22 protein-coding genes are annotated in these 24441 nt (G+C 60.4%); 16 read left to right on the top strand and 6 right to left on the bottom strand.

Features of this window, described 5'->3' with window-relative positions; genetic code table 11:
• Positions 1 to 194: 194 nt before the first annotated feature.
• From DWW73_RS09545 to DWW73_RS09530, 4 genes are all read left to right on the top strand, one after another.
• A complete protein-coding gene (locus DWW73_RS09545; RefSeq protein ID WP_117638079.1) occupies positions 195 to 1055 on the top strand; it encodes a transporter substrate-binding domain-containing protein in 861 nt (286 codons plus the stop codon).
• Positions 1055 to 1708: an amino acid ABC transporter permease gene (locus tag DWW73_RS09540; protein ID WP_117770575.1), complete on the top strand. Its 654-nt coding sequence runs from the start codon at positions 1055 to 1057 to the stop codon at positions 1706 to 1708. The genes DWW73_RS09545 and DWW73_RS09540 overlap by 1 nt, the downstream gene beginning before the upstream one ends.
• A complete protein-coding gene (locus DWW73_RS09535; RefSeq protein ID WP_117779444.1) occupies positions 1701 to 2465 on the top strand; it encodes an amino acid ABC transporter ATP-binding protein in 765 nt (254 codons plus the stop codon). The genes DWW73_RS09540 and DWW73_RS09535 overlap by 8 nt, the downstream gene beginning before the upstream one ends.
• Positions 2466 to 2775: 310 nt before the next feature.
• Positions 2776 to 4851 (top strand): translation factor GTPase family protein, encoded by a 2076-nt coding sequence (locus tag DWW73_RS09530; RefSeq protein ID WP_117646325.1) that lies wholly within the window; start codon positions 2776 to 2778, stop codon positions 4849 to 4851.
• A gap of 129 nt (positions 4852 to 4980) precedes the next feature.
• Here the strand turns inward: DWW73_RS09530 and DWW73_RS09525 are convergent, their stop codons facing one another.
• Together DWW73_RS09525 and DWW73_RS09520 are read right to left on the bottom strand one after the other, a co-directional pair.
• Complete coding sequence (locus DWW73_RS09525; protein WP_117779443.1) at positions 4981 to 5946, bottom strand: DNA/RNA non-specific endonuclease; 966 nt, start codon at positions 5944 to 5946, stop codon at positions 4981 to 4983.
• Positions 5947 to 6075: 129 nt separating this feature from the next.
• Positions 6076 to 7086, bottom strand: a complete 1011-nt coding sequence (locus tag DWW73_RS09520) for a LacI family DNA-binding transcriptional regulator (protein WP_233502874.1) — start codon at positions 7084 to 7086, stop codon at positions 6076 to 6078.
• Between the two features lie 415 nt (positions 7087 to 7501).
• On the opposite strand from DWW73_RS09520, the gene DWW73_RS09515 reads away from it, so the two are divergent.
• The 6 genes from DWW73_RS09515 (at position 7502) to DWW73_RS09490 (ending at position 13495) form a co-directional block, all read left to right on the top strand.
• A complete protein-coding gene (locus DWW73_RS09515; RefSeq protein ID WP_117779441.1) occupies positions 7502 to 8974 on the top strand; it encodes a PTS fructose transporter subunit IIC in 1473 nt (490 codons plus the stop codon).
• Positions 8975 to 9118: 144 nt separating this feature from the next.
• Positions 9119 to 10387: a class II D-tagatose-bisphosphate aldolase non-catalytic subunit gene (locus DWW73_RS09510; protein ID WP_117779440.1), complete on the top strand. Its 1269-nt coding sequence runs from the start codon at positions 9119 to 9121 to the stop codon at positions 10385 to 10387.
• Between the two features lie 125 nt (positions 10388 to 10512).
• Positions 10513 to 11196: a fructose-6-phosphate aldolase gene (gene fsa / locus DWW73_RS09505; RefSeq protein WP_006235616.1), complete on the top strand. Its 684-nt coding sequence runs from the start codon at positions 10513 to 10515 to the stop codon at positions 11194 to 11196.
• Between the two features lie 65 nt (positions 11197 to 11261).
• Positions 11262 to 12092 (top strand): transketolase, encoded by an 831-nt coding sequence (locus DWW73_RS09500; RefSeq protein WP_117779439.1) that lies wholly within the window; start codon positions 11262 to 11264, stop codon positions 12090 to 12092.
• Positions 12092 to 13030 (top strand): transketolase family protein, encoded by a 939-nt coding sequence (locus DWW73_RS09495; RefSeq protein ID WP_117582935.1) that lies wholly within the window; start codon positions 12092 to 12094, stop codon positions 13028 to 13030. Before DWW73_RS09500 ends, DWW73_RS09495 begins: the two co-directional genes overlap by 1 nt.
• A gap of 12 nt (positions 13031 to 13042) precedes the next feature.
• Positions 13043 to 13495 carry a PTS sugar transporter subunit IIA gene (locus DWW73_RS09490; RefSeq protein WP_089573499.1) on the top strand — a complete coding sequence of 151 codons (453 nt, stop codon included), beginning with the start codon at positions 13043 to 13045 and terminating at the stop codon, positions 13493 to 13495.
• A 142-nt stretch (positions 13496 to 13637) separates the two neighbouring features.
• On the opposite strand, the gene DWW73_RS09485 is transcribed toward DWW73_RS09490, so the two are convergent.
• On the bottom strand, positions 13638 to 14516 hold the full coding sequence (locus tag DWW73_RS09485) for an ATP-dependent sacrificial sulfur transferase LarE (RefSeq protein ID WP_117779438.1): 879 nt from the start codon (positions 14514 to 14516) through the stop codon (positions 13638 to 13640).
• A 173-nt stretch (positions 14517 to 14689) separates the two neighbouring features.
• Here DWW73_RS09485 and DWW73_RS09480 point away from each other — a divergent pair, with 173 nt between their 5' ends.
• The gene (locus DWW73_RS09480) at positions 14690 to 15340 is read left to right on the top strand and encodes an HAD family phosphatase (protein WP_117779437.1); all 651 of its coding nucleotides are present in this window, start codon (positions 14690 to 14692) and stop codon (positions 15338 to 15340) included.
• Here DWW73_RS09480 and DWW73_RS09475 read toward each other — a convergent pair.
• Complete coding sequence (locus tag DWW73_RS09475; RefSeq protein ID WP_233509190.1) at positions 15337 to 16470, bottom strand: LacI family DNA-binding transcriptional regulator; 1134 nt, start codon at positions 16468 to 16470, stop codon at positions 15337 to 15339. The genes DWW73_RS09480 and DWW73_RS09475 overlap by 4 nt on opposite strands.
• Positions 16471 to 17028: 558 nt before the next feature.
• Between DWW73_RS09475 and glmS the strand changes: the two genes are divergently transcribed.
• A complete protein-coding gene (glmS, locus tag DWW73_RS09470) occupies positions 17029 to 18876 on the top strand; it encodes a glutamine--fructose-6-phosphate transaminase (isomerizing) (protein WP_117779435.1) in 1848 nt (615 codons plus the stop codon).
• A 113-nt stretch (positions 18877 to 18989) separates the two neighbouring features.
• Here the strand turns inward: glmS and DWW73_RS09465 are convergent, their stop codons facing one another.
• Positions 18990 to 19691 carry a GntR family transcriptional regulator gene (locus tag DWW73_RS09465; protein ID WP_050766156.1) on the bottom strand — a complete coding sequence of 234 codons (702 nt, stop codon included), beginning with the start codon at positions 19689 to 19691 and terminating at the stop codon, positions 18990 to 18992.
• A gap of 193 nt (positions 19692 to 19884) precedes the next feature.
• On the opposite strand from DWW73_RS09465, the gene DWW73_RS09460 reads away from it, so the two are divergent.
• From DWW73_RS09460 to DWW73_RS09450, 3 genes are all read left to right on the top strand, one after another.
• Positions 19885 to 20919 (top strand): YeiH family protein, encoded by a 1035-nt coding sequence (locus DWW73_RS09460; protein ID WP_117779434.1) that lies wholly within the window; start codon positions 19885 to 19887, stop codon positions 20917 to 20919.
• A gap of 266 nt (positions 20920 to 21185) precedes the next feature.
• Positions 21186 to 22403: a helix-turn-helix domain-containing protein gene (locus DWW73_RS09455; protein WP_117779433.1), complete on the top strand. Its 1218-nt coding sequence runs from the start codon at positions 21186 to 21188 to the stop codon at positions 22401 to 22403.
• Positions 22404 to 22487: 84 nt separating this feature from the next.
• Positions 22488 to 23063, top strand: a complete 576-nt coding sequence (locus DWW73_RS09450; protein ID WP_147343557.1) for a hypothetical protein — start codon at positions 22488 to 22490, stop codon at positions 23061 to 23063.
• Between the two features lie 41 nt (positions 23064 to 23104).
• Here the strand turns inward: DWW73_RS09450 and DWW73_RS09445 are convergent, their stop codons facing one another.
• Positions 23105 to 23626 (bottom strand): nitroreductase, encoded by a 522-nt coding sequence (locus tag DWW73_RS09445; protein ID WP_117779431.1) that lies wholly within the window; start codon positions 23624 to 23626, stop codon positions 23105 to 23107.
• Between the two features lie 294 nt (positions 23627 to 23920).
• Between DWW73_RS09445 and DWW73_RS09440 the strand changes: the two genes are divergently transcribed.
• Positions 23921 to 24211, top strand: coding sequence for a hypothetical protein (locus tag DWW73_RS09440; RefSeq protein ID WP_055251737.1), 291 nt, complete (start codon positions 23921 to 23923; stop codon positions 24209 to 24211).
• Positions 24212 to 24441: the final 230 nt, after the last annotated feature.

Raw genomic sequence — 24441 nt, 5'->3', positions numbered from 1 at the left:
CGCGAGTTCCGCACGAACAGGAGAGCACTTAATGTGCTCTCCGTCGTGAGCAGGACTGTAGAGCAGCAAACTTAACCCCTGCCCCGGCACCCGGCGGGCAAGCCCTCCCTTGTACTCCATCTCACTAAAGTGTATGATTCTGAACGTTACATGACTCACTTTACCTAACTAAAGTGCCATCAAGGGGGAATACCATGAATACCGATATGTCTCGTCGTCAATTTGTCGGTCTAGCCGGTTCGCTTGCCACGGTGCTTGGCCTCGGCCTGGTAGGCTGCGGCGGTGGTGCCGGCAAGGGCTCCGCTGCTGGCTCTGCCGCGGCCAAGGATGTGAAGGGCGCTGCGGAGTCCAAGAAGCTCGTGGTGGGCTTTGACAAGTCCTACCCTCCGTACGGCTTTGTGGGCGACGATGGCGAGTACACCGGGTTTGACCTCGATCTGGCTAAGGCCGTTGCCGATAAGCAGGGCTGGGATGTCGATTACGAGGCCATCGATTGGGATGCCAAGGACACGCTGCTCAACTCCGGCGCCATCAACTGCATCTGGAATGGCTTTACCATGGAGGGTCGCGAGGACGACTACACGTTTTCCGAGCCTTACATGCTCAACGAGCAGGTGCTCGTGGTCAAGAAGGACGCGGGTATCAAGAGCTGGGACGATCTTGCCGGCAAGACCGTGATTACCCAGACTGATTCCGCCGCACAGGATGTGCTCGAGGGCGACCAGAAGGATCTGGCCGCGACGTTTGCCACGCTCGATACCATCGGTGAGTACAACACGGCGTTTATGCAGCTCGAGAGTGGCGCAGTCGATGCCGTTGCCTGTGACCTCTCGATCGCTCAGTATCAGCTTGCCGCCAAGCCCGATGCCTATACGCAGCTCGACAAGCCGCTGTCCAGCGAGCATTACGCCGTTGGCTTCAAGAAGGGCGACACCAAGTCCGCCGATGCCGTGACCGAGTCGCTCAAGGCACTCTACGAGGATGGCACGGTCAAGGACCTCTGTGATAAATATGCAGATTACGGTCTGTCTTTCGATAATTGGGTGCTCAAGTAATGTCTATTCAGGTCATGATGCAGATGCTTGGCCAGGGATTCTTGGTCAGTTTGCAGCTGTTTGTGCTTACTCTGCTGGGGTCGATTCCGCTGGGAATCCCCGTGGCGTTTATGCGCATGAGCAAAATTGCGCCGCTCCGCTGGATTGCGCGCATCTACATTTCGGTCATGCGCGGTACGCCGCTCATGCTGCAGATGTTTGCCATCTACTTTGCCCCGTACTACGTGTTTGGCATTTCGCTCACGCCCGATTCCAAGTGGACGGCGTGCGTCGTGGCGTTCATCATCAACTACGCCGGTTACTTTGCCGAGATCTATCGCTCGGGCCTGCAGTCCATTCCGCGCGGTCAATACGAGGCTGCCGAGGTGCTGGGCTACTCGCGCATGCAGACGTTTCTGTATATCGTGATGCCGCAGGTCGCCAAGCGCATTTTGCCGGCGATGGGCAACGAGATTATCACGCTGGTCAAGGATACGTCGCTGGCATTTGCCATTGGCGTGGGCGAGATGTTCTCGACGGCCAAGGCGCTGGTCGCCTCGCAGGTGAGCATGGTGCCGTTTGCGATCGCGGCGCTGATCTACTGGGTCTTTAACTTTGTGGTCGAGATGCTGCTGGGCACCGCCGAAAAGAAGCTGGACTATTACCATGACTAACTCAGTGATGAAGATCGAAAACGCGCGCAAGGCGTTTGGCGGCAATGAGGTGCTCAAGGATATCTCGCTCGAGGTAAAGCGCGGCGAGGTCGTGGCGATTATCGGGCCTTCGGGCGGCGGTAAGTCCACGCTGCTGCGCTGTGCCACGCTGCTCGAGACGCTCGATGGTGGCTCGCTCTCGTTTGGCGACCTTGCCGTCGCGACAGATGCGGGTTCGGGCGCGGTGTACGCAAAGGGCGATGTACCTAAACAGGCGCGCTCGCGGTTTGGTCTGGTGTTTCAGAACTACAATCTGTTCCCGCACTATACCGTGATGAAAAACATCACCGATGCACCGATCCGCGTGCTTAAGCGCCCGCGCGAGCAGGCGGAGGCCCGCGCACACGAGCTTATTGCACAGATGGGGCTTACGGGTAACGAGAACAAGGTGCCCTGCGAGCTTTCGGGCGGTCAGCAGCAGCGCGTGAGTATTGCCCGCGCCTTGGCGCTCGACCCGGAAATCTTGTTCTTTGACGAGCCGACCTCGGCGCTCGATCCAGAGTTGACGGCCGAGGTGCTGCGTGTCATTAAAGACCTCGCTGCGCAGAATATGACTATGGTGATCGTGACACACGCGATGCAGTTTGCCCGCGACGTTGCCGACCGCGTGGTCTTTATGGACGGCGGTCGTATTGTCGAGGAGGGACCTGCCGAGCAGGTCATCGACCATCCGCGCGAGCAGCGCACGCGTGAGTTCTTGAGCCGTATCGAGGGATAGGCTCAGGTATTTACTCAACTATTAATTGAGGCGAAGCCGCCGCAGGTCTTACGGTCTGTGGCGGCTTTTTGTTTGCGTCGACGGGGTTCAATAATCGACTCACAAGCTTGTCTCTTCCTCTCGCCGCCTGTATTCATACGTGCGCCGAAAGGTATGCATGGACAGCCGCCCGTGAGGGTAGGGTGGTGGCATAGGACATTTGGAGGGTGAGTCGGCTCGGCTGCCGACCATGCTGCTCCCAGGACGGCACCGACCGCGAACTCTCCCCGTTGGCGTCGCGCATTGCGCGCGGCCCTGCAAGGAGGTCATCATGGGTGCTCCCAAGACCGGTAACGTAAGGAACGTGGTGCTCGTAGGCCAAGGCGGGGTGGGCAAGACTTCACTCGCCGAGGCCATGCTCCACCTTTCCGGCAAGACCGCCCGCCTGGGCGGCCACGACGGCACCAAGCCCACGCTCGACTATGACCCCGAAGAGGTTAAGCGTGCATTTTCCATCTCGACGACCATTGCGCCGATCGACTGGAAGGGCGCGCGCATCAATGTGCTCGATGCCCCGTGCTACCCCGATTTTATCGGCGACGCCTTTGCCGCGATGAGCGTCTGCGAGACGGCTCTGTTTGTTGTCGACGCCGAGGCCGGCCCGCAGCCTACGACGGTTAAGCTCTGGTATGCCGCCGAGGACCTGCGCCTGGCGCGTGCGGTGTTCGTAAATCGCCTGTCGCGCTCCGAGGCCAGCTTTGCGACCACAATGGACCTGCTGCAGGAGCGCTTTGGTACGCGCCTGGGCGCCGTGACTCTTCCCTGGGGCGAGGGCGAGGACTTTGACGGCATCATCGACCTGGTGCGCATGAAGGCGCGCCACTGCAACGGCGCCGAGGCTGTTGAGTCGGAGATTCCCGAGGAGTATCGTGCCCAGGCCGAGGAGGCCCATGACCATCTGTGCGAGCTGGTGGCCGAGGCCGACGACGAACTGATGATGAAGTACTTGGAAGGCGAGGAGACGCTGACGCAGGAGGAGCTTGAAGGCCTGCTGTCGAAGGCGATTGCCGAGCGCATCTTTGTGCCGGTCTTTGCGGGCGATTGCATTAAGGAGCAGGGCGTCAACTCGCTGATGGACGACATCGCGACGTACTTCCCGGCGCCGACCGACTACGGCGAGATGCCGCTCATCGACGGCGATTCGCTTAAGATCTCGAGTGACGATGACCGTCCGGTGGCGTTTGTGTTTAAGACGCTGGCCGATCCGCAGCAGGGTCGCATCAGCTTTATCAAGGTGCTGACGGGCACGCTTGAGCCGGGTCTTGAGTTGGTCAACGCGCGTACCCGCAAGAGCGATCGTTTGGCTCACTTGTATGTGATGTGCGGCCGCGATATGACCGAGGTTGGCCATGCCTATGCCGGCGACATCATCGTGGCGCCCAAGCTGGCTGCCGAGACGGGCGATACGCTCTCGATTACCGGCAAGGTCGAGGCTGCGGCGTTTAAGTTCCCCAACTCGCAGTACCGCATCGCCATCGAAGCCGAGAACCGCGGCGACGAAGAGAAGCTCTACACGTTTATCGAGAAGGCCTGCAAGGCAGACCCGACCATGAGCATCGACCGCGACGAGGAGACCGGCCAGACCATTATCTCCGCCGTTGGTGAAGCACAGGTTTCGGTGCTGCTCAACCGTCTGGAGGACCGCACCAAGGTCGCCGCCAAGAGCGTGCCGATCCGCATTCCGTATCGCGAGACCATCCGCCGCACGGCGAGCGCCCAGGGCCGCCACAAGAAGCAGACCGGTGGTGCCGGTCAGTACGGCGACTGCTGGCTGCGCGTGGAGCCGCTCATTGGGCCCGACGGCACGAGCGACGGCTACGAGTTTGTGGATGAGGTCGTAGGCGGCCGCATTCCGCGCTCGCTGATTCCCGCCGTGGACAAGGGCGTCCAGGAGACCATGAAGGACGGCATCATTGCCGGCTACCCGCTCACGGGCATTCGCGTCGCGGTGTACGACGGCTCGTATCACAGCGTCGACTCCAACGAGATGGCGTTCCGCGCGGCGGCACGCATCGGCCTGCGCAAGGCATGCGCCGATGCCGACCCGGTGGTGCTGGAGCCCATCGAGGAAATCACGGTGACGATCCCCGAGAGCTACGCCGGCGCCGTGATGGGCGACATCTCGGCCTCGCGCGGTCGCGTGACGGGCATGGAGACCGATGAGCGCGGTGACACCGTGGTCATCGCCCAGGCGCCGCTGGCCGAGCTGACGGATTACTCGACGCGCCTGCGCTCCATTACGCGCGGCACGGGTGACTTTACCATGAAGCCCGCTGGCTATGAGCAGGTTCCCTATGACGTTCAGGCCAAGCTGGTCGAGCGCTATGAGGAGGGCCGCGCCAAGTAGCGCGTGGCGTTGCCCGCAACATGCATGCCGATGCAAGGGCCGCTCTGGGCAATCCAGGGCGGCCCTTTTTGATCCCTGGGGGACGGAGGAAAACGGATCATTTTAGGTTTTGGGGCAGCCTGGTCGGCGCTAGTCTCCGGATGTCTGGTTGCGGCCGGTGGCGTAGTCGATCTGCACATGCGGCTGCAGGTTGTAGCAGTACACGTGGAAGCGCAGGGTCTTGCCGTGGTCCTCGACCGATTGCGCCTCAAGGCGCACGCCGCGGCAGACAAGTTCCTCTTCGTTGTACATGGGCGTGACGCGGTAGAGCACATGGTTGCCTGTGTCGTGGATGTAGCCGAGGATCTGCTCTTCAAACGGCAGCATGCCCGTTTCGTTGAGATAGCGCGTGCCGGTGAGCAGATTCTTGCGGTTGGCGTTTTCGCCGCAGAGCGACCAGGCGATAAGGTGGCAGCGGTTGTAGAGGCTCTGACCCGGAATAAAGTCGTAGCGCTGCTGGTGCCACCCGGCGGGATGGATACGCGAGATATCGCCGCGCTTGCCCTGACCGAGCGATTCGGGACCCACGCAGGCGAGTGCCTTGCGGGTGCGGCCCAGGCTATCGAGCTTGGAGAACTTCTTAAAGCAGCCCTCTTTGGTAGCGCGCTCGTATTCGTCGAGCGTGAATGATGGCGTGCCGAGCGGATGCGTGCCGTCGGCGCGGAGGGCAACGTAGGGGTTGCCGGCGTAGTCGGGAATGCTGCTGAGATATACGCCGCGGGCGCGGTCGAGATCGGGGTTTTCGACCTCGTCGATGGGGGTGACGACGCTGTCCGCGGAAGCGTCGTCGCCGGTGTCGGTTGCGACGGAATCGGAGCCATTGCCGGAGTCCTCGGAGCTCGCTGTTCCCGATTCGAGCCGGGCGACCAAGTCCGCTTCGTCGTCGGTACGGCTGGGACTCTCGTTTTGCTTCTCGGCCAGAGCCGCCGCCTGCTCATCACTTTGCGGCGACAGCAACTTGGGCGCCCCATCGAGCGATCCCGTAAACAGCGCAAACCCCAGCACCACGGCGGTGCCGATGGAAAGTGCTTGCTTGTAGGCGGACTTGCGCAACATGGGGGCTCCTGGATGGACGGTTGGGAATCTACTAGTCTAGCAGGAGCCGGCAGAGGCCGTTCTGTCGAACAAATACTTAAGATTTGGGACAAACGCCACTGGTTCATTTGCTTCATATTTGACGTATGGCTAGATCGAGGTGGAGTCGAGCCAGTTGAGCTTGCACTCGAGAATGCGCTGCTCGCCGGGTTGGCTGCTGCCGTCAAGCAAGGCGAGCAGCATCTCGGCCGCCTCCCTGCCTTCCTGGTCGACGGGCTCGATGATCGTGGAGACGGTCGGCGTGGTGAGGTTGGTCCAGTCTTCGCAGTTGAGTCCCAAAAGACCTATTTGCTGCGGAAGTAGATGGGCCATGGGTTGGAGGGCCTTGTAGACACGGGGAAGCGCCCATTGGTTTTGTACGAAGATGAGCGTGCGCTTGGCGGGGTTGAACTTGTATTTAAAGTATTCGGTGAGCTCGTTGATTGACGGCTTGTTGTGATCGATGGGGATGGCTTTGTAGAGCTGCCCATTCGCGGCCAATGCCTCGGCATATCCCTGAAAACGTTCCATGCGAGTGCGCATTTCGGTCATGTTGGCGGCGATGGAAAAGAAGTCTTCGTAGCCGGCGTCGAGAAGCGCCTGCGTGGCATTGTACACGCCGTCGTAGAGGTTGGTTTTGATCCAGCTGGTGCCTGGGCTGTAGATGGCCGCGTCAAAAAAGACGACGGGCTTGTCGGCGCGCTTGATGCGGTCGTGGACTGCCTTGAAATTTGCCGTGGGCTGGATGATAAAACCATCGACGCCCAGTGAGAGCATTTTGTCGACATACATGAGCTCGGTCTCGGGGTTAAAGTTGCTCGTGCAAACGACCGTCTGGTAGCCCGCGGGGAGCATGACCTGCTCCATGCCGTTGAGGACGAGGCCCGCCCATTTGTTGGTGTTATCCAAGATGATGATGGCGATGACGTGGGTTTGCTTGCCGGTGAGCGTTTGCGCTTGGGCGTTGGGAACGTATCCGAGTTCCTTGATGACGCGCGCAATCTTTGCCTGCGTCTTCTCGCTAAGCTTTTCTCGTTTGTCGTTGAGGTAATACGAGACGCTTGCCGTCGAGGTTCCCGCCTCTCGAGCGACGTCTGCGATCGTAACGCGCTGTTTTGCCACAGCGACTCCTTCCGACAGATGAGCATTTTCCAACATGATGACTTTGAGTCTTGGTGAGGGATGCGCTTTGGTGAGCGACTTTTTCCTTTCATATGAGTATGCAACAAATGCGGTATATGGGTGGGGTCGAAATTTGTGACCGGCATGCGCATCTGCCGTCTACCGAGAAAATCAAATACTTCTTGACTTTTGAAATCGAGGGTAAAATCGCAGGATTCATTTTTAGTTAAACGCATAACTAAATAGCGTAACCAACGCTCTGACCTGCGCGTTTACCGAAATAAACTGGCATTAAGAAAAACGAGCACCTATATTGGTCTTGTCGAAAAGACAGCAAGTCCAAACGGCAGGGGGTGCTCCGGAGGCCTCCGCAAACGGTGTCTTGCGCACGCAACTCTATGAAAAGAGGGAAGCAATGAAGATCGTAGGCGTTGCCGCCTGTACCGTGGGTATCGCCCACACGTATATGGCCCAGAAGGCGATTCAGGATGAATGCGCCGCTCGTGGCATCGAGTGCAAAGTCGAGGCTCAGGGTGGTCTGGGTATCGAGAATGAGCTCACGCAGGAAGACGTTGATTCCGCCGACCTGGTGCTCGAGTCCGTCGACGTGGGTGTCGAGAACGAGGACCGTTTTGAGCAAAAGATGGCCGAGGGCAAGTTCCTCAAGGTCGGCACCTCGGATGTAATCGCCGATCCGGTAAAGATTATCGACCAGGCTGTCGAGATCATCAAGGCGACGGGCGGTGCCGTTGACGCGTCCAAGGCCGAGGCCAAGGCAGAGAAGAAGGCCGTCTCCGCTGCCCCGCAGGCCCCGACACCGGCGTCCAAGCAGTCCATCTTTGCCGATCCTGGCAAGACGCTGCTCAATGCATTCAATACCGGTGTTTCCTATTTTATCCCCATCGTCGTTATCGGTGGCGTGTTCCTCGCCTTCTCGTTGGCATCCGGTACTGCCGGTGCTAGCGGTATGGAGGTCACCAACCCGTTGATGGTGAGTCTTAACACTATCGGCATGGCCGGCATCTCTATGATGATTCCGGTGCTTGCGGCATACATCGCCTACTCGATGGCCGGTAAGCCCGCACTTGCCCCCGGCTTCGTCCTGGGCTACTTGGTTAACAACGCCGTCGTCACCCCGAGCGGCAACAGCGTTTCGACCGGCTTCTTGGGCGCCATGATCATGGCTGTCATCTGCGGTTACTTTGTCCGCTGGATGAAGACCTGGAAGGTCAACAACACCATCCAGACCATCATGCCCATTCTGATCATCCCGATTCTGACCTCGCTCGTCCTGGGCATGGCTTACATCTACATCTTGGCCACGCCGCTTGGCTTTGTGATGGATTGGCTCACCAGCGTGCTCGGCAGCCTGCAGGGCGGCTCCGCCGTCGTCCTGGGCTTGGTCATTGGCGTTATGACCGCTTTCGATATGGGTGGCCCCATCAACAAGACCGCTTCAACCTTTACCATGGCCATCATGGCCTCCGGCATCTACGGCCCCAACGGTATGTTCCGCGTCGCCGTCGCCATTCCCCCGATTGCTTGCGGCCTCGCTGCGCTCATCGCCAAGAACAAGTTCGATGACGCTGACCGTCAGATGGGCATCTCTGCGCTGTTCATGGGCTGCATCGGTATTACCGAGGGCGCTATTCCCTTCGCGGTCAAGGATCTTGGCCACACCCTGCCCGGCATTTGCATCGGCTCTGCCGTGGGCGCGGCGCTTGCCGCCTTCCAGGGCATCGACTGCTATGTTCCGCATGGTGGCTTTATTGTCGCCCTGGCCACCAACAACGTCGCGCTGTTCTGCCTGGACATCGTGATTGGCTCCTTGGTCGCCGCTGCAATCCTGATTGCCATGAAGCCCACGCTCGATAAGCAGGCCAAGTAAACCTTTAAGGACTCCGGTTGTGCGGAGGGATGGATTTGACTCCGCACAACCGCCCCTACACAACAAAATCCATCCGCACTGATAGGGCCCACATCTGGGTCCCAGGGAACTTTTGTCAAAAATCCTCTGGAGAAGGAGAACAAAATGTCCAACCTCACCATCCGCCAGGCCGTTCAGGGCATGCTCAAGCTGCAGGACAGCGGCGATCACGCAACCATGGTCGGCATTGGTCCCATGAGCCCCAACCTGATTCAGGCCGTGTTCGAGCTTGCCAAGGACGAGGATTTCCCGCCCATGTTTATCGCTAGCCGCAACCAGGTCGATATGGACGAGATGGGCGGCGGCTACGTCAACGGTTGGGACCAGACGCGCTTTGCCGCCGACATTAAGAAGGTTGCCGACGAGGTGGGTTATACCGGTCCGTACTACCTGTGCCGCGATCACGGCGGTCCGTGGCAGCGCGACGAGGAGCGTAACGCCCACCTGCCCGAGGACGAGGCCATGGAGCTCGCCCGCAAGTCCTTTGTCGCCGACATGGAGGCAGGCTTTGACCTGCTGATGGTCGACCCCACCAAGGACCCCTATCAGATCGGCAAGGTTATTCCGCTCGACGTGGTGCTTCGCCGCACGATCGATCTTATCGACTATCTTGAGCAGTACCGTCGCGAGCATAACCTGCCCGAGGTTGCCTATGAGGTCGGTACCGAGGAGACCAATGGCGGCCTGACCTCCACCGACAAGTACGAGGAGTTCATTTCTCAGCTGCAGCCCGAGCTCGAGAAGCGCGGCTGCCCCATGCCCACCTTTATCGTCGGCCAGACCGGTACGCTCACCCGTTGGACCGAGCAGGTCGGTCATTACAACTTTAAGAATGCCCGCGAGCTCGCCGACATGGCCAAGCGCTACGGCGTGGGCCTGAAGGAGCACAACGCCGACTACCTGGACGACGCGACGCTGCTCGAGCACATCCCGGCACACGTGACCGCTTCCAATGTCGCCCCTCAGTACGGCACCGAGGAGACCCGCGCTTACCTCAAGCTTTGCGCTACCGAGCAGATTCTGGTCGACAACGGCCTGTGCGACGATCCCTCCGATCTGTATCACACGCTGCTGGTCAAGGCCATCAAGACCGAGCGCTGGCGCAAGTGGATGACCGGCGACGATGTCAACCTGCAGGTTGACGACATTCTGGCCGACGACGAGCTCAGCCTGAAGATTCTGGATGTCTCCGGCCACTACGCGTTCAACGATCCCGAGGTCAAGGGGCAGGTCGAGAAGCTCTATCGCAACCTCGCTGCCCAGGACATTGACGGCAAGCGCTTTGTGATCGAGCACATCAAGCGCCCGATCAAGCAGTACGTCGTCGGTCTTAACCTCAAGGGCGTCACGAGCCGCATCGAGAAGGCTCTCTAAGTAGCTTTTCCTACACGACGCCGGGCCTGGGGCATGTCCCAGCTGCAGGCCCGGCACATAGGACAAAGGGACATCCCCTTTGTCCTATTTTTTGAGTTTTGGATTCCTTAGAAGGAGTTTGCACCATGAAGTTCTTTATCGATACCGCCAACCTTGACGAGATCGCCGAGGCCAAGAGCTGGGGCTGCCTTGCCGGCGTCACCACCAACCCGTCCCTGTACGCCAAGACCGGCGGCAAGCTCGCCGACTTCGAGCCCCATATGCTCAAGATTGCCGAGCTCTGCGAGGGCCTGCCCGTGTCTGCTGAGTCCACCGCGACCACTGCCGAGGGCATGATCGAGGAGGGCAAGCGTCTTGCCGCCCTGGCTCCCAACATCGTGGTCAAGCTTCCCGTGTGCGAGGCCGGCCTCGCCGCCTGCCGCGCCCTGGCCGATGCGGGCGTGCGCGTCAACATGACGCTTGTTTTCTCGCCGACGCAGGCCCTCATGGCCGCCAACGCCGGTGCCCGCTACATCAGCCCGTTTGTCGGCCGCTTTGACGACATCGCCGAGGACGGCATCTCGCAGCTCGACAATGTCGTGACATGCATCAAGAACTATGACTGGACCGGCAAGAACGTCGACGACACCGTCGAGATCATCACCGCTTCGGTCCGCACGCCCAACCACGTGACCCAGGCGGCTCTTCTTGGTGCCGACATCGCGACCGTGCCCATGGCCGCTCTCAAGAAGTGCCTGCATCACCCGCTGACCGACCAGGGCCTCGCCTCTTTTGAGGCTGACTGGCAGAAGGTCGTCGCTCAGGCTTAACGACCGGGTTGCCCTCGGCATCGCGCCATCCGGTGCCGGGGGTTGTTCTCAAGAGAGGAATTCGTATGACCAACCAGGAGCTGGCGAAGGTCGCCAATGAGGTCAGGAAGGGTGTCGTGACTGCGGTTCACGCGGCCAAGTCGGGACATCCGGGTGGATCGCTCGGTGCAGCCGACATCATGACGTATCTGCACTTTGAGGAAATGAATATCGATCCTGCCGACCCTCACAAGGCCGATCGCGACCGCTTTGTGCTCTCCAAGGGTCACGCGGCGCCGGGTCTGTATTCGGTGTTGGCAAATCGCGGCTATTTTCCCGTCGAAGAGCTCGAGACGCTCCGCCATATTGGCAGCCGACTGCAGGGCCATCCCAACATGAACGATACCCCAGGCATCGATATGTCCACCGGCTCGCTCGGTCAGGGCATCTCTGCTGCAGTTGGAATGGCGCTTGCCGCTAAGCACTGGGGCGACAGCTACCGTGTCTACACGTTGCTGGGCGACGGTGAGTGCGAGGAAGGCCAGGTGTGGGAGGCGGCTATGTTTGCCGGCAACCATGCGCTCGACAATCTTGTTGCCGTCGTCGACCACAACGGCTTGCAGATTGACGGCACGATCGATGAAGTCAACTCGGCCATGCCGCTTGCCGACAAGTTCCGCGCCTTTAAGTGGCATGTGATAGAGCTAGCCGATGGCAACGACATGGCGCAGATTGAGGCGGCTTTCGCCGAAGCTCGCGAGGTGACCGGCGCGCCCGTCGCTATCATCGCCGAGACGGTGAAGGGCAAAGGCGTCTCCTTTATGGAGAACCAGGTTGGCTGGCATGGCAAGGCGCCCAATGACGAGCAGTTTGAGCAGGCCATGGCCGAGCTCGCGGCAGCAGGAGAGGAACTCTAATGGCAGAGGTCAAAAAAGTCGCCACGCGCGTAAGCTACGGCGAGGCGCTCGTCGAGCTGGGCAATGAGCACGATGACTTTGTAGTGCTCGATGCCGACCTGGCTGCCGCTACGCAGACGGGTAAGTTTAAGACTGCCCATCCTGAGCGCTTTTACGATGCCGGCATCGCCGAGAGCAACCTGATGGGTCTTGCCGCCGGCATCGCGACCACGGGCCGCGTTGCTTTTGCGAGCACCTTTGCGATGTTTGCCGCCGGTCGCGCCTACGAGCAGGTCCGCAATTCCATTGGCTACCCGCACCTCAACGTCAAGATTGGCGCCACCCATGCCGGCATTTCGGTGGGCGAGGACGGCGCCACGCACCAGTGCTGCGAGGATATCGCACTCATGCGTACGATTCCGGGTATGACGGTGGTCGTTCCCGCCGACGATGTCGAGGCCCGCGCCTGTGTGCGCGCCGCCTATGAGTTTGAGGGGCCGGTCTACATGCGCTTCGGCCGCCTGGCAACACCGGTCATCAACGATCACGAGGACTACGAGTTCAAGATCGGCCGCGGTGTTGTTGTACGGGAGGGTTCTGATGTCACGATCGTCGCGTGCGGTCTCATGGTCGCTGAGGCACTCGCTGCTGCCGAGGCGCTCGCTGCCGACGGCATCGATGCTGAGGTCATCAACATGCATACGATCAAACCGCTCGATGAGCGTTTGGTGGTTGCCAGCGCCAAGAAGACCGGTCGCGTGGTCACCGCCGAGGAGCATTCGATTATCGGTGGTCTTGGCGAGGCCGTTGCCTCGGTGCTCGCGGAGCAGCATCCAGTGCCGATGCGTCGCGTCGGCGTGCGCGATGTGTACGGCGAGTCCGGCCCTGCGGTCGATTTGCTGCATAAGTACGGTTTGGACGCCGACGGCATCGAAGCTGCGGTCAGGTCCGTGTTGTAAGGAAGGCTTTCCATGGGGTTTGTATCTGCCAACCAAGTGACGATTGGCTACGCCGCCGCCTCGCGCGAGGATGCGCTGCATTATCTGTCCGAGCAGGCTGTTGAGCTTGGTTTTGCCGATGACGCGTCTGCTGTAGAGGCGGCTTTTATTGCTCGCGAAAACGAGGCCGAGACTGGCCTCGTCGCCGGTTTTGCCGTTCCGCATGCCAAGAGCGATGCGATCCATACGCCGGGCGTGGCCGTGCTCAAGCTGTCCGAGCCTGTTGAGTGGCCGAGCTTTGATGGCGTGCCCGTCGATGTGGCGCTCGCGCTGTACGTGCCCGCCGGCGAAGCGGGAACCACGCACCTGCGTCTGCTCTCCAAGGCTGCCGTGATGCTGATGGATGCTGGCTTCCGTGACAGGGTGCGCGAAAGCACCGATCCTGTCGAGATTGCCGAGCTCATCAACGCCGGGCTCGAGGGCTAGAACGGGCTCTCCGTTCCATTAATCGATCCTTCTCCAAGGAAAAGGGCCGCGACGCTATAGGCGTCGCGGCCCTGTCTGCGTTTCCCCAGATAAAACCTGCCAAAATAAACCTGTCCCTTTTTGGTAGGTAAAACGGCGTAACTTAAAGGTTCATGTTGCCGTGGGTGTAGGGGGTGACCTCGGGGGAGATATGGCCGCAGCCCAGCTCGCGCAGCGTGGACTCGATGGCGGCGGGCAGCGGGGTCTTGCCTTCGGCGTCGACGGCGGCACCGCTGAGGGCGGCGATCTTGGCGACGTCTGCCGGCTCGGCCTCGATATGCATGCAGCCGCCGACGAGGCGTGCGCGGACCTGGTCCAGGCCAAGGTCGTGCAGGTAGTCCTCACAGGTGCGGATTACATCGACCTTCTCGCGCGTGAGCTCCTCGCCCGTGGGGACTCGCGTGGCCAGGCAGGCTCCTGCCGGCAGGTTCCAGACGGGATAGCCCCAGGCGCGTAGCAGCTCGCGCTCCTCGTCCTTGGTAAAGCCGACCTCCATAAGCGGCGAGCGCACGCCGAGCTCCTGGGCGGCGCGCATGCCGGGGCGGTAGTCGCCGCGGTCGCTTGCGTTGCTGCCGTCGATGACGGTGGGAAAGCCCAGCGACTTGGCGTGGTTGACGATGGCGGTAAAGCCGGCGCGCTTGCAGTGGTAGCAGCGGTTGGCGTCGTTGCAGGCTACCTGGGGGAGCTGCAGCTGATCGACCGAGAGGTTGAGCACGGGGAGCTTAAAATGCGGCCCCTCATCGGCCTGCCCGTCAACCGCCCGCTCAAACGAAGCCTGCTCGGGCGTGCCGATGAGCGGCGTGGTGAGGTGAACAAGAAGCGTGCTGGCGGGCATGATGCGGGCGCAGACCGCGGCCAAAAAGCTGCTGTCGACGCCACCGGAAAAGCCGATGGCGACGCGTCCGTATGCTAAAAGCAGCTGCTCGAGCGCTGCGAGTTTGTCCTGAAGCCCCTCTGCGGGCGCGGTGGTGTCTGAAAGCATAAGTCGATCCTTGCCGTTGAGTACTCGGTCGAAAACTATAATCCTACCGAGTCGCTTGTCATAAGACTTCTATCTATGTAACGAAAGTGCAATATGCTATATACGTTATATACAAGTTTACAGGTGCGGTAAAGTTGCGGGAGTACAGCAGCGCGAAGAGATGGGGGACCGATATGATCAAGGCTGTCATTTTTGACATGGACGGAACGCTGGTCGATACCGAGCGTTTGGGTATCAAGGCGTGGAAGGCGGGCGCGGCCGAGCTGGGATTCGCGATTGATGATGCGCTGATCCATCAGTTTATCGGTCGCACGCTGTCCGATGTCATGGAGATCCTTGATGAGCATTACGGCAGCTGCGAAACCGCTGAGGCAATCTATCGTCGCCATAGGGAGATTCGCGACGAGATGGTCAAGACCGAACTGGAGCTTAAGGCCGGCGCTGCCGAGTGCCTCGACGAGCTGCTGGCTGCGGGCTATCACGTGGGCCTTGCGACGTCGTCGCGCCACGTTACCGCCGAGCGCAACCTTAAGATGGTTGGCCTCTTTGACAAGTTTGAGACGGTGACCTGCGGCGAGGACGTCGTGCACGGCAAGCCCGACCCCGAGATGTACCTGCTCGCCTGCGAGCGCGCGGGCTTTGCCCCCGAGGAGTGCGCCGTGGTCGAGGACTCACGCAACGGTTGCGTCTCGGGCATCACGGCCGGTTGCCATGTGTTTGCCGTTCCCGACATCGTGCCGCTGCCGCAGGACGTGGTGGACGCCTGCGAGGCTGTGCTCGATACGCTGTTCGATCTGACGGCCGCGGTCAAGGTCGTGTGCTAAAGGTAGGCGCCCAGGTTGATGTCGGTTATAGGGGCCGCGGATGGGCCCGTCGGTTGCTGTTCGGCCTTTTGGGTGCTCACACGCTCGAGCAAGAAGGGGCGCACGAGTTCCTGACGATTAATGTCCTCGGTGGCCGTGACCGTGGTGACGGTGCGCGCGGCGGAGCCGATGCGGACTCGTTTGGTCTTGGCGGCAGGTTTATCCTCGATTTGTTCCATGAGCAGCTGCACGCCCTTGCGGCCGATCTCGTAGCCCGGTGGTGCTACCGTGGTGAGGGGGACCGATCCGCTCCAGGCAAGTGGGTTGCCATCGCAGCCGGCAACAAGAATCTGGCCGGGGACGGAAATGCCTTTGTCGGTCAGCGCCGAGATAACGCCCGAGGCCAATACGTCGGTCAGGCCGATGACAAAATCGGGGCGCTCGTCAGCAGGGCGTTCGGCAATCTGGGTACCGATGCTGTAGCCGTCGGCTGCGGTATTCCACTCTCCGGCATCGATGACCTCAATTTTGATATCGGGATGCAGGGCAAGTGCCTTGTGGATGCCAAGGACGCGCAGGGTGAGCTGCATAAATGCCGCTCGGCCTACAACGACGATGCGGTGTGCGCCGCGGGCGATGGCGAGCTCGGCGATAATGCGCCCCTGTGCCTCGTTGTCGGCGGCCACGTAGTAACCGGGTTCTGAACAATGGACGTCCAGATGGACGATGGGGACGGGAATCTTGGTCATGGCGGGGTGCCAATCGAGGGACGCCATGGGCTGAACCATGACGCCGGACATCTGCGTGCCCATAAAATAGCGCAGGTAATGGTCCTCGAGAGTATCGTCGTTATCGGCATTGGCGATGAGCAAGTCATAGCCGTGCTTGCGTGCCTCGTTGTGGGCACCGCTGGCGATTTGGAGCGAAAAGCCGTGATCGAGACGGGGGAGGACAAGGCCAAAGGACTTAGTGGTGCCGCCGGCCAGCTGGCGAGCGCTTTGGTTGGGCAGGTAGCCTAGGCGATTGATGGTCTCGTTGATGAGTTTGAGGGTCTCGGGGCGCAGCTTTTCGGGGTGGTTGAGCGCGTTGGAAACCGTGCCCAACGAAACCCCGGCCTCGCGCGCGACGTCGCTGATCTTTACCTTTGCCATGGCGGCCCCTTTGATGCGTTTCAAGTACAAGTCCGATTGTAGCATCGCCCGCCCCCAGGGTGTCAAAACCTGCCAATTAGGGACAGGTTTATTTTGGCAGGTTTTATCTGCGGAAACGCCGTTGCCAGCGCGACCACCACGAAGGGGGCAGGCACCTTTGTGGTGGCTTGAGCTGCCCGGGCCTTCAATTGTCTCGATCTGTAACATCTGGACGGCAAAACCGCCTCTACCTGTTACAGATCGAGACATAGTGCTGGGACCGAACCGTAATGTCTCGATCTGTAACACTAAGCCGGCTTATTGCGGCCCAGATGTTACAGATCGAGATCTTTCGCCGGGATAGGCCGCCGCTCCGGTCCAAACCACCACAAAGGCGCCTGTCCCCTTCGTGGTGGTTTGGACCGGCTGGACGTGTGTGCATCGGGTGGTATCTAAGTTGAGATACCACATCTGGTATATCAGCTTGCGCCTGCGTGAGTACAATACTCGAACGTTATGCGTCTCAGCGCCCCTTGTGCGTGGACGTCTTGCAGTCACGCGAACGAAGGGATTTATCTTATGTGCGGAATCGTCGGCTACACCGGCTCTGATATTGCAAAGAACATCCTGGTCACGGGCCTCAAGCGTATGGAGTATCGCGGCTATGACTCCTCGGGCGTCGCGCTCGAGGTGGGCGAGGGCGCCGCGGCGCACCTCGACGTCATCCGCCGCGTGGGCAAGGTCGCGGGCCTAGAGAGCGAGCTTTCCAACATCGACAGCGACGCTACCTGCGGTATCGGCCACACCCGTTGGGCCACCCACGGCAAGCCCTCCGTCGTTAACGCTCACCCCCACACCAGCTGCGACGGTCGTATCGCCATCGTCCACAACGGCATCATCGAGAACTTCGCCGAGCTGCGCGAAGAGCTGGAGGGCCGCGGCCATCACTTTAAGAGCGAGACCGATACCGAGGTCTTCGCGCATCTGATCGAAGAGGCTTATGTCGAGACGCACGACCTGATGGCCTCCGTGCGCGAGGCTTGCACCCATGTGGTCGGTGCCTATGGTCTGGCCGCCGTGTGCGCTGACGAGCCCGGCGTGATCGCCGTGGCCCGCAAGGATTCCCCGATCGTAGTCGGTGTGGGCGAAACCGGTTCCTATGTTGCTTCCGATGTCATCGCGCTCATCGACGCCACCCGCGATGTCGTGGTGCTCGAGGACGGTCAGTTTGCCAAGCTCACGCCCGCAGGCGTCGAGTACACCGACGAGGCTGGCAACGTTATCGAGCCCAAGGTCACCCACATCGACTGGGACCTGGACATGGCAGAAAAGGGCGGTTATCCCGACTTTATGCTCAAGGAAATCCACGAGCAGCCGCGCGTCGTGCGCGACACGCTGGTCGGTCGTATGACGCCGGCCGGCGAGCTTGACATCGACGAACTGGGCCTTTCGCTCGAGGAACTCAACGACATCGACCGCGTCTACGTGATCGCTTGCGGCACTAGCTATCACGCTGGCCTCATTGCTAAGAATCTCATTGAGGGCTGGGCTCGCATCCCGACCGAGGTGGAGGCGGCCAGCGAGTTCCGTTACCGCAATCCCATCATTACGCCGACGACGCTTGTCGTTGCCGTGTCCCAGTCGGGCGAGACGGCCGATACCCTTGCCGCCATTCGCGACGCGCGCATCAAGGGTGCCAAGGTCTTCGGCATCACCAACGTGGTTGGTAGCCCCGTGGCGCGTGAGAGCGACGGCGTCATCTACACTAAGGCCAACAAGGAGATCGCGGTCGCCTCGACCAAGAGCTTCATCGGCCAGGTCGTGAGCCTTACGCTGCTGGCTTTGCTGTTGGCGCAGGTTAAGTACCGTCTGACCACCAAACAGGCGCGCATGCTGTTCCGCGAGCTTTCCGATACGGCCGAGCAGATCCAGTGGATTTTGGATACCCAGACCGAGGCCGTTCATGAGGCCGCCCTGCTGTGCAAGGACGCGCAGTCCGCGCTGTTCGTGGGTCGCGGCATGGGTGCAGCTATTTCCTACGAGGGTGCGCTCAAGCTCAAGGAGGTCAGCTACCTGCACGCCGAGGCCTACGCCGCCGGTGAGATGAAGCACGGCCCCATTGCCCTGATCGACCCGGGCTTCCCTGTCATCGCTGTGGCCACCAAGAGTGCCACCTACGACAAGACCGTGTCGAACCTTATGGAGTGCAAGGCGCGCGGCGCCAAGGTCATCGTCGTTGCCACCGAGGGCGACGAGGAGATCAACAAGATTGCCGACTGCATCATCCGCGTGCCGGCAGTCCGCGACGTGTTCAGCCCCATCACGGCGAGCGTCCCGCTGCAGCTGCTCGCCCGCGAGGTCGCCATCCTGCGCGGCTGCGACGTCGATCAGCCCCGTAACCTGGCCAAGAGCGTCACGGTAGAGTAGTTGGTTCCGCCGTTCTAGCGACTAAGGCCCGGCTCCGCATCAAGACGGAGTCGGGCCTTGTTGTATTTGCCCAGATAAAACCTGCCAAAATAAACCTGTCCCTTTTTGGCAGGTTAGCGGAGCTTGCTGGTCTCGAAGTACTCGGGGAACTGGTCCAGAACCTCGGTTTGGTTGCGGAACATCATGTGCAGGTGCTTGCTGACCAAAAAGCTCGCTTCGATGGGGTCGCGACCGGCGATAGCGCGGCGAATCTGCTTGTGCTCGTTTACGATGTCCTGATTGTCGAGAACCTGCGTGGCGGCGCGCAGCCAGCGGAAGCGCTCCAGGTCGGCATTGGTCTCTTCGAGCCACGACCACACGGTGCTGCGACATGCGATGCTAAAAATCATGTGATGCATGAGGTTGTCGCTCAAAAAGAAGCCGATGCGATCCTCTTCGGCCATGGCCTTTTCCTGCAGCACGATGGCGCGGTCGAGCTGCTCGATGCCGGCCGACGTGGCGCGCGCACAGCACTCCACAATCACCTGCTTTTCCAGATGCTCGCGGATGTAACAGGCACTCTCGGCAAGGGTGAGGTTGATGGGTGAGACGTAGGTGCCGCTCTGGGGCACGGTGCGCACCAGGCCTTCCTGCGCCAAGCGAACCAAAGCCTCGCGCACGGGCGTGCGCCCCATATCCAGGTCGTCGCAAAGTTGCTTGACGCCCAGCTTTTCGCCCGGCTTGTAGTCCAGGTAGACGATTTTGCGTCGAATGGTGTGGTAGGACTGGTCCTGTAGGCTCGTTTCCTGCTCGCCGACGTGCATCGATTCTTCCATAGCGCCTCGCAACTGTTCTATCAAACTCATATGTCAGTTGTTAATTATGCCGCGAATCAGCTTTCCGCGGTGGGTAATTCGGCTGTTGCCCAAGAACTATTGCGGCATCTTAGTCTTTGTTTACGCAAGGCTGCGCTCAATGTTGCCGTATCATAAGCCGTCGCAAACGTGAAAGAGAAAGAAGGAATCCCATATGCAACTGGCGAATATCGTACGCGAGCGCTGGAGGGGTGTCTTGTTCTGCCTGATCATCGCTATCCCCGCAACGCTGCTCGGCAAACAGATTGAGGTGGTCGGTGGGCCGGTATTCGCCATCCTCTTCGGCATGGTTCTGGCGCTCGTCTTTCCCAAGAATCGCCGCGAACAGCTCGCCGTCGGTGTCACCTATACGTCTAAAAAAGTCTTGCAGTACGCGGTTATCCTGCTTGGCTTTGGCATGAACCTCTCCCAGATTCTGTCCAAGGGCGCCCAGTCGCTACCGATTATCGTGGCGACAATCTCGACCTCGCTTGTCATCGCCTTTGTGCTCTGCCGCGTTATGAACGTGCCGAGCAAGATCGCGACGCTTGTGGGCGTGGGCTCGTCAATTTGCGGCGGTTCGGCCATCGCCGCGACCGCGCCCGTCATCGATGCCGACGATCGCGAGATTGCCCAGGCTATTTCGGTCATCTTCCTGTTTAACGTTATCGCGGCGCTCGTGTTTCCGACGCTCGGCGGTATGCTCGGGCTGACCAACGAGGGCTTTGGCCTGTTTGCCGGCACCGCCATCAACGACACCTCGTCCGTAACGGCTGCAGCGAGCGCTTGGGACAGCATGCATCCCGGCGCCAATGTGCTCGAGAGCGCCACGGTGGTCAAGCTCACCAGGACGCTGGCCATTATTCCCATCACGTTGGTCCTCGCATGCTGGCAGATGCATCTGGCGCGCAAGGCCGGCGGCGACGCCAAAAGCACGTTCTCGCTTAAACGCGCGTTTCCCATGTTTGTGCTGTTCTTTGTGCTGGCGAGCGTAATCACCACGGTGCTTCAGCTTCCCGTGTCCATCACGGCGCCCATCAAGGAGCTGTCGAAGTTCTTTATCGTGATGGCCATGGCGGCTATTGGCTTTAATACCGATATCGTCGAGCTGGTCAAAAAGGGCGGCAAGCCCATCGCGCTGGGCTTTTGCTGCTGGATTGGCATTGCGTGCATGAGTTTGGGAATGCAGCACGTGCTGGGAATCTGGTAGAGAAGTAGCCAGTTTGCGTGTTGGCTGCTGGTGAGCGCATTCTCACGGTGGAGCGATAGGAGCTCTTGCGGGTATGGCTTGTCCGCAGGTTTATAAGTCCCGAAGAGCTCTTATCGCCCCGCCAGGATGGCGATGCGGGGCAACACCTATACTCGCAGGACGGCGCTCTCTGCCCTATAGTGTTTGGTGAGCAATATCGTTCAATTTTGAAACACTCGGTCGTGCGACCGTCGGCGGTTGCATGTCGCCGCGGACAGGGGCAAATCATGGATAGCGTTGCCAAGCTGAACATCTTGACCGAGGCCCTGGCTGCTGCCGGGGCCTCGGCATTGGCAATCGATGCGCGGGGGGACGTCGCGATTTCGACCATGAATGACGCGGCGCTTGAGCGGGATGTGGCGGCTTTTGTCGCTGAGCGCCTCGACCGTATAGGAGACGGCGCGCGTCTGGTTATGGGACGTGCGGGTGCGCGCCTGAGCCTGACCGTTCGCCCCACCGACAAAGAGGGCGGGAGGCTTTGGGTCGTTGTGGTCCGCGAGGTGCGCGGTGCCGCGGCGCATGCGGGCATCGAGTGGCTCAACGCCGACGAAGTTGAGGCCCGCTACGAATCGAGCGCGTACGGCATCGTTGAGGGGGCGGCCTCGGTGGCTGCGCCGGTCGCCGAGAGCTACGCGCGCGGCGTGCCCCTTATGCTCGAGGGCGAGCTGGGGGCGGGTCAGGTCGAGATAGCCAAGCGCCTCTATCTGGACGGTCCTTTTGCCGATCAGCCCTTTGTTTCCGTCGCGCTCGATGAGCTCACCGATCGCGGTTGGCGCCACGTGCTCAAAAGCTCCGAATCGCCGCTGTTTCAAACAGGGTTGACCCTGTGCATTGAGGGCTGGAATGCGGTTGGTCCCCAGCGCCTCCGCGAGCTCGTTTCCACGATGGCCGACACCGCGTTGGCGACGCGCTGCCATGTGGTGCTGACGGCGAATGACATGCCGGGCGGCAGCGAAAGCGATCAAGCCGCCTTTGTGACCGAGCGCTTCGCCTGTGCGGTGAGCGTGGCGCCGGCAATCGTCGAGCAGGGAGCCGCGTCGACGAAGGTTGCGCGCTATTTGGAATATCTCGCTGGTGCATTTGGGACGGCAGCGCCCACGCTGTCCGCCGCGGCGACGAAGACGCTCGATGCTTACCGCTGGCCGCGCAACTATCTGCAGCTCCGCGAGGTCTCGGAACGACTGTATATATTGGTGGGGGCGGGCGCGGTGGACCGCGCTGTGGCGGAGGAAGTGCTCGCCCAAGAGGACGTGATTAAGACCGCAACCTTTGGCGCCCCGACACTCGAAAGTGACCTGTATATCCTGCGACCGCTGGCCGATACCGAGCGAGATATCGCGCATCTGGTTGTAGATCATCTACACGGCAACCGGACCCGTGCGGCGGAGGTGCTGGGCATAAGCCGTACAACGCTGTGGCGCTTGCTGAAGGACGGTGACCGTTGAGCGAGGCGCCCGTGACCGCGCGCGACGCGTGTGCTACAGTCCAAAGCGTTATTGTTTCGATTTGGTTACGGCGTGCGGGGGCGTATGGCTGAGACTACAAAACCGAGCCGCAGAAGGCGGAGCGCCGCACCGGTCAACCGACGCACGACATCGGTGACGTGGGGCAAACACGCCTCGGGGTTTGATGGTTCGTTCAAGCGCACTAAATACGGCTATCCTTCGGCAAGCGCCCGCTTGGCCATGCAGGCAGAGTCCTCGTTGTGGGGCCGCAAGTGCGTGGTGGGCTCAAAGCTCAAGCACGACGGCACGCTCGGTTACATCAGCCGCGGGGCGGCTCGCCGCAGCGGACTCAATCCGGCTGGTTGGCATCGTTATGCTCCGATCGCGGTCGTCGTTGCAGTGATCGTCATCGCACTCGCTGCGCTTGGCTACGCCGGCGGTGGCGCCAACTTGGACGCGGTGTTTAAATCGCCCGAGCTCGCGCATGCAGGCACAGAAGTTGTCGAGGGCGCTCAGACCCAGACGGGCGTCGCGCCCCAGCGCGGTATCGTTGCGGCAGCCTCCACCATCGCCGATGCGCAAAAGGACGAGGACGAACAGGGCGACGACGCCGAAACGACTCAAACGAACGAAACGACGACAACTCCATCGGCAAGATAAGTTGCGAGCGGGTCCGCCGTTCGTTAGAACGGCGGAACTAATTACCTTACATACACCACGTTGTCGCGGCGGGGTTTGGGCTCGGGTAGCGTGTCTTCGGCATAGCCCAGAATGCAGTGGCCGACGCCGCGTAGGCTTCCGTCGGCGGGCAGACCCCAGCTGGCCAGTAGCTCCAGGCCCTCGGGCGAATCGAAAACCTCGTGGGCGCGATGAATCCAGCACGAATCGACACCCAGTGCATAGGCGGCGTTGAGCAAGTTGCCCATGGCGAGCGAACCGTCTTCCAGATGCGTGGGCACGCTGCGGTCGACCAGTACCACCACAACAGTCTTGGCACCGTAGAAGGGGTCGCCGTTGCTGCCCATGACTTGCGCGTTGAGCTGTGAGAGACGCTCGACGGTCGCGGGGTCGGTGACGGCGACAAACGTCACCGGCTGGCGCCCCATGCCACTGGGTGCATACTGGCCGGCCTCGATAATGCGTGCGAGCTTTTCGGCCTCGACGGGACGATCACTGTATTTGCGGCAGCTGCGGCGGTGGATGAGTGCTTCGATAGTCTCCATGGTGTCTCCTTGCGGTGGCGTTGCAGATGCCACGTTCATACCCGTCGGGCTCAAACGATAGACGGTCAATTGCCCGGCCAAAAGAGTAGATCCCAATTGGGAAAGTAGGTTTGCATAAAAGTACCTTCAGAATGTGACAAACAAATGGGATGGTTAAACGTTTTATCCCGTCTACCCTGCGGTTTTTTACCACTTGCCTAAATGACGAACGCATAACCTCTGATAAAGGTTTTACTAAAGGAGTACCAACGTTTATCAATGCGCCGTGGTGGCGCCGGGCCAGGAGGTAACATCATGTTCCAGGCTGGAGATGTCGTCGAGACCGACTTCGAAGGATTTCTGAAGCTGCTGCGTTCCAAGACGCGCGCTTTTGTGACGATTGACGATCACGAGTACTACATCACGCACACCGATGGCTATTGGCGTGTTCAGGATTGCGAGGCCCTCAACGACAAGGGCCACTTTACTGACTGCTCCGAGCTGGTCAACACGGTCTGCGAGGTCGTCGAGCTGCCGTGGATTGCCGGCAAGAGCCTGCATGACAGCTTCTCGGGCGCTACGGTCTATGAGGCCGTCGCCGCTTAACGGGCAATAAAACCCGATTTTCACGTGACCGCTGGCGCTGCCCCCGCGCCGGCGGTCTTTTTCTGCCGATAGGCCATAAAAGTGCAAGCATTTGCGGAGAGCCTGTTGACGATAGTCAAAACTCGGACTAATCTAGAGATATAAATTGGTCAAAAATCGGACAATCGAATGGTGGGATGGTAGCGCGCAGAGATGTGGTGTAAGAGGCGGGGCATGCCCCGCCTCCGCCC

It is taken from the genome of Collinsella sp. AF16-8 (assembly GCF_003462695.1).
GTDB lineage: Bacteria > Actinomycetota > Coriobacteriia > Coriobacteriales > Coriobacteriaceae > Collinsella.
The sequence above is the reverse complement of the archived record's forward strand: the minus strand, read 5'-3'. Positions and strand labels throughout refer to the sequence as shown.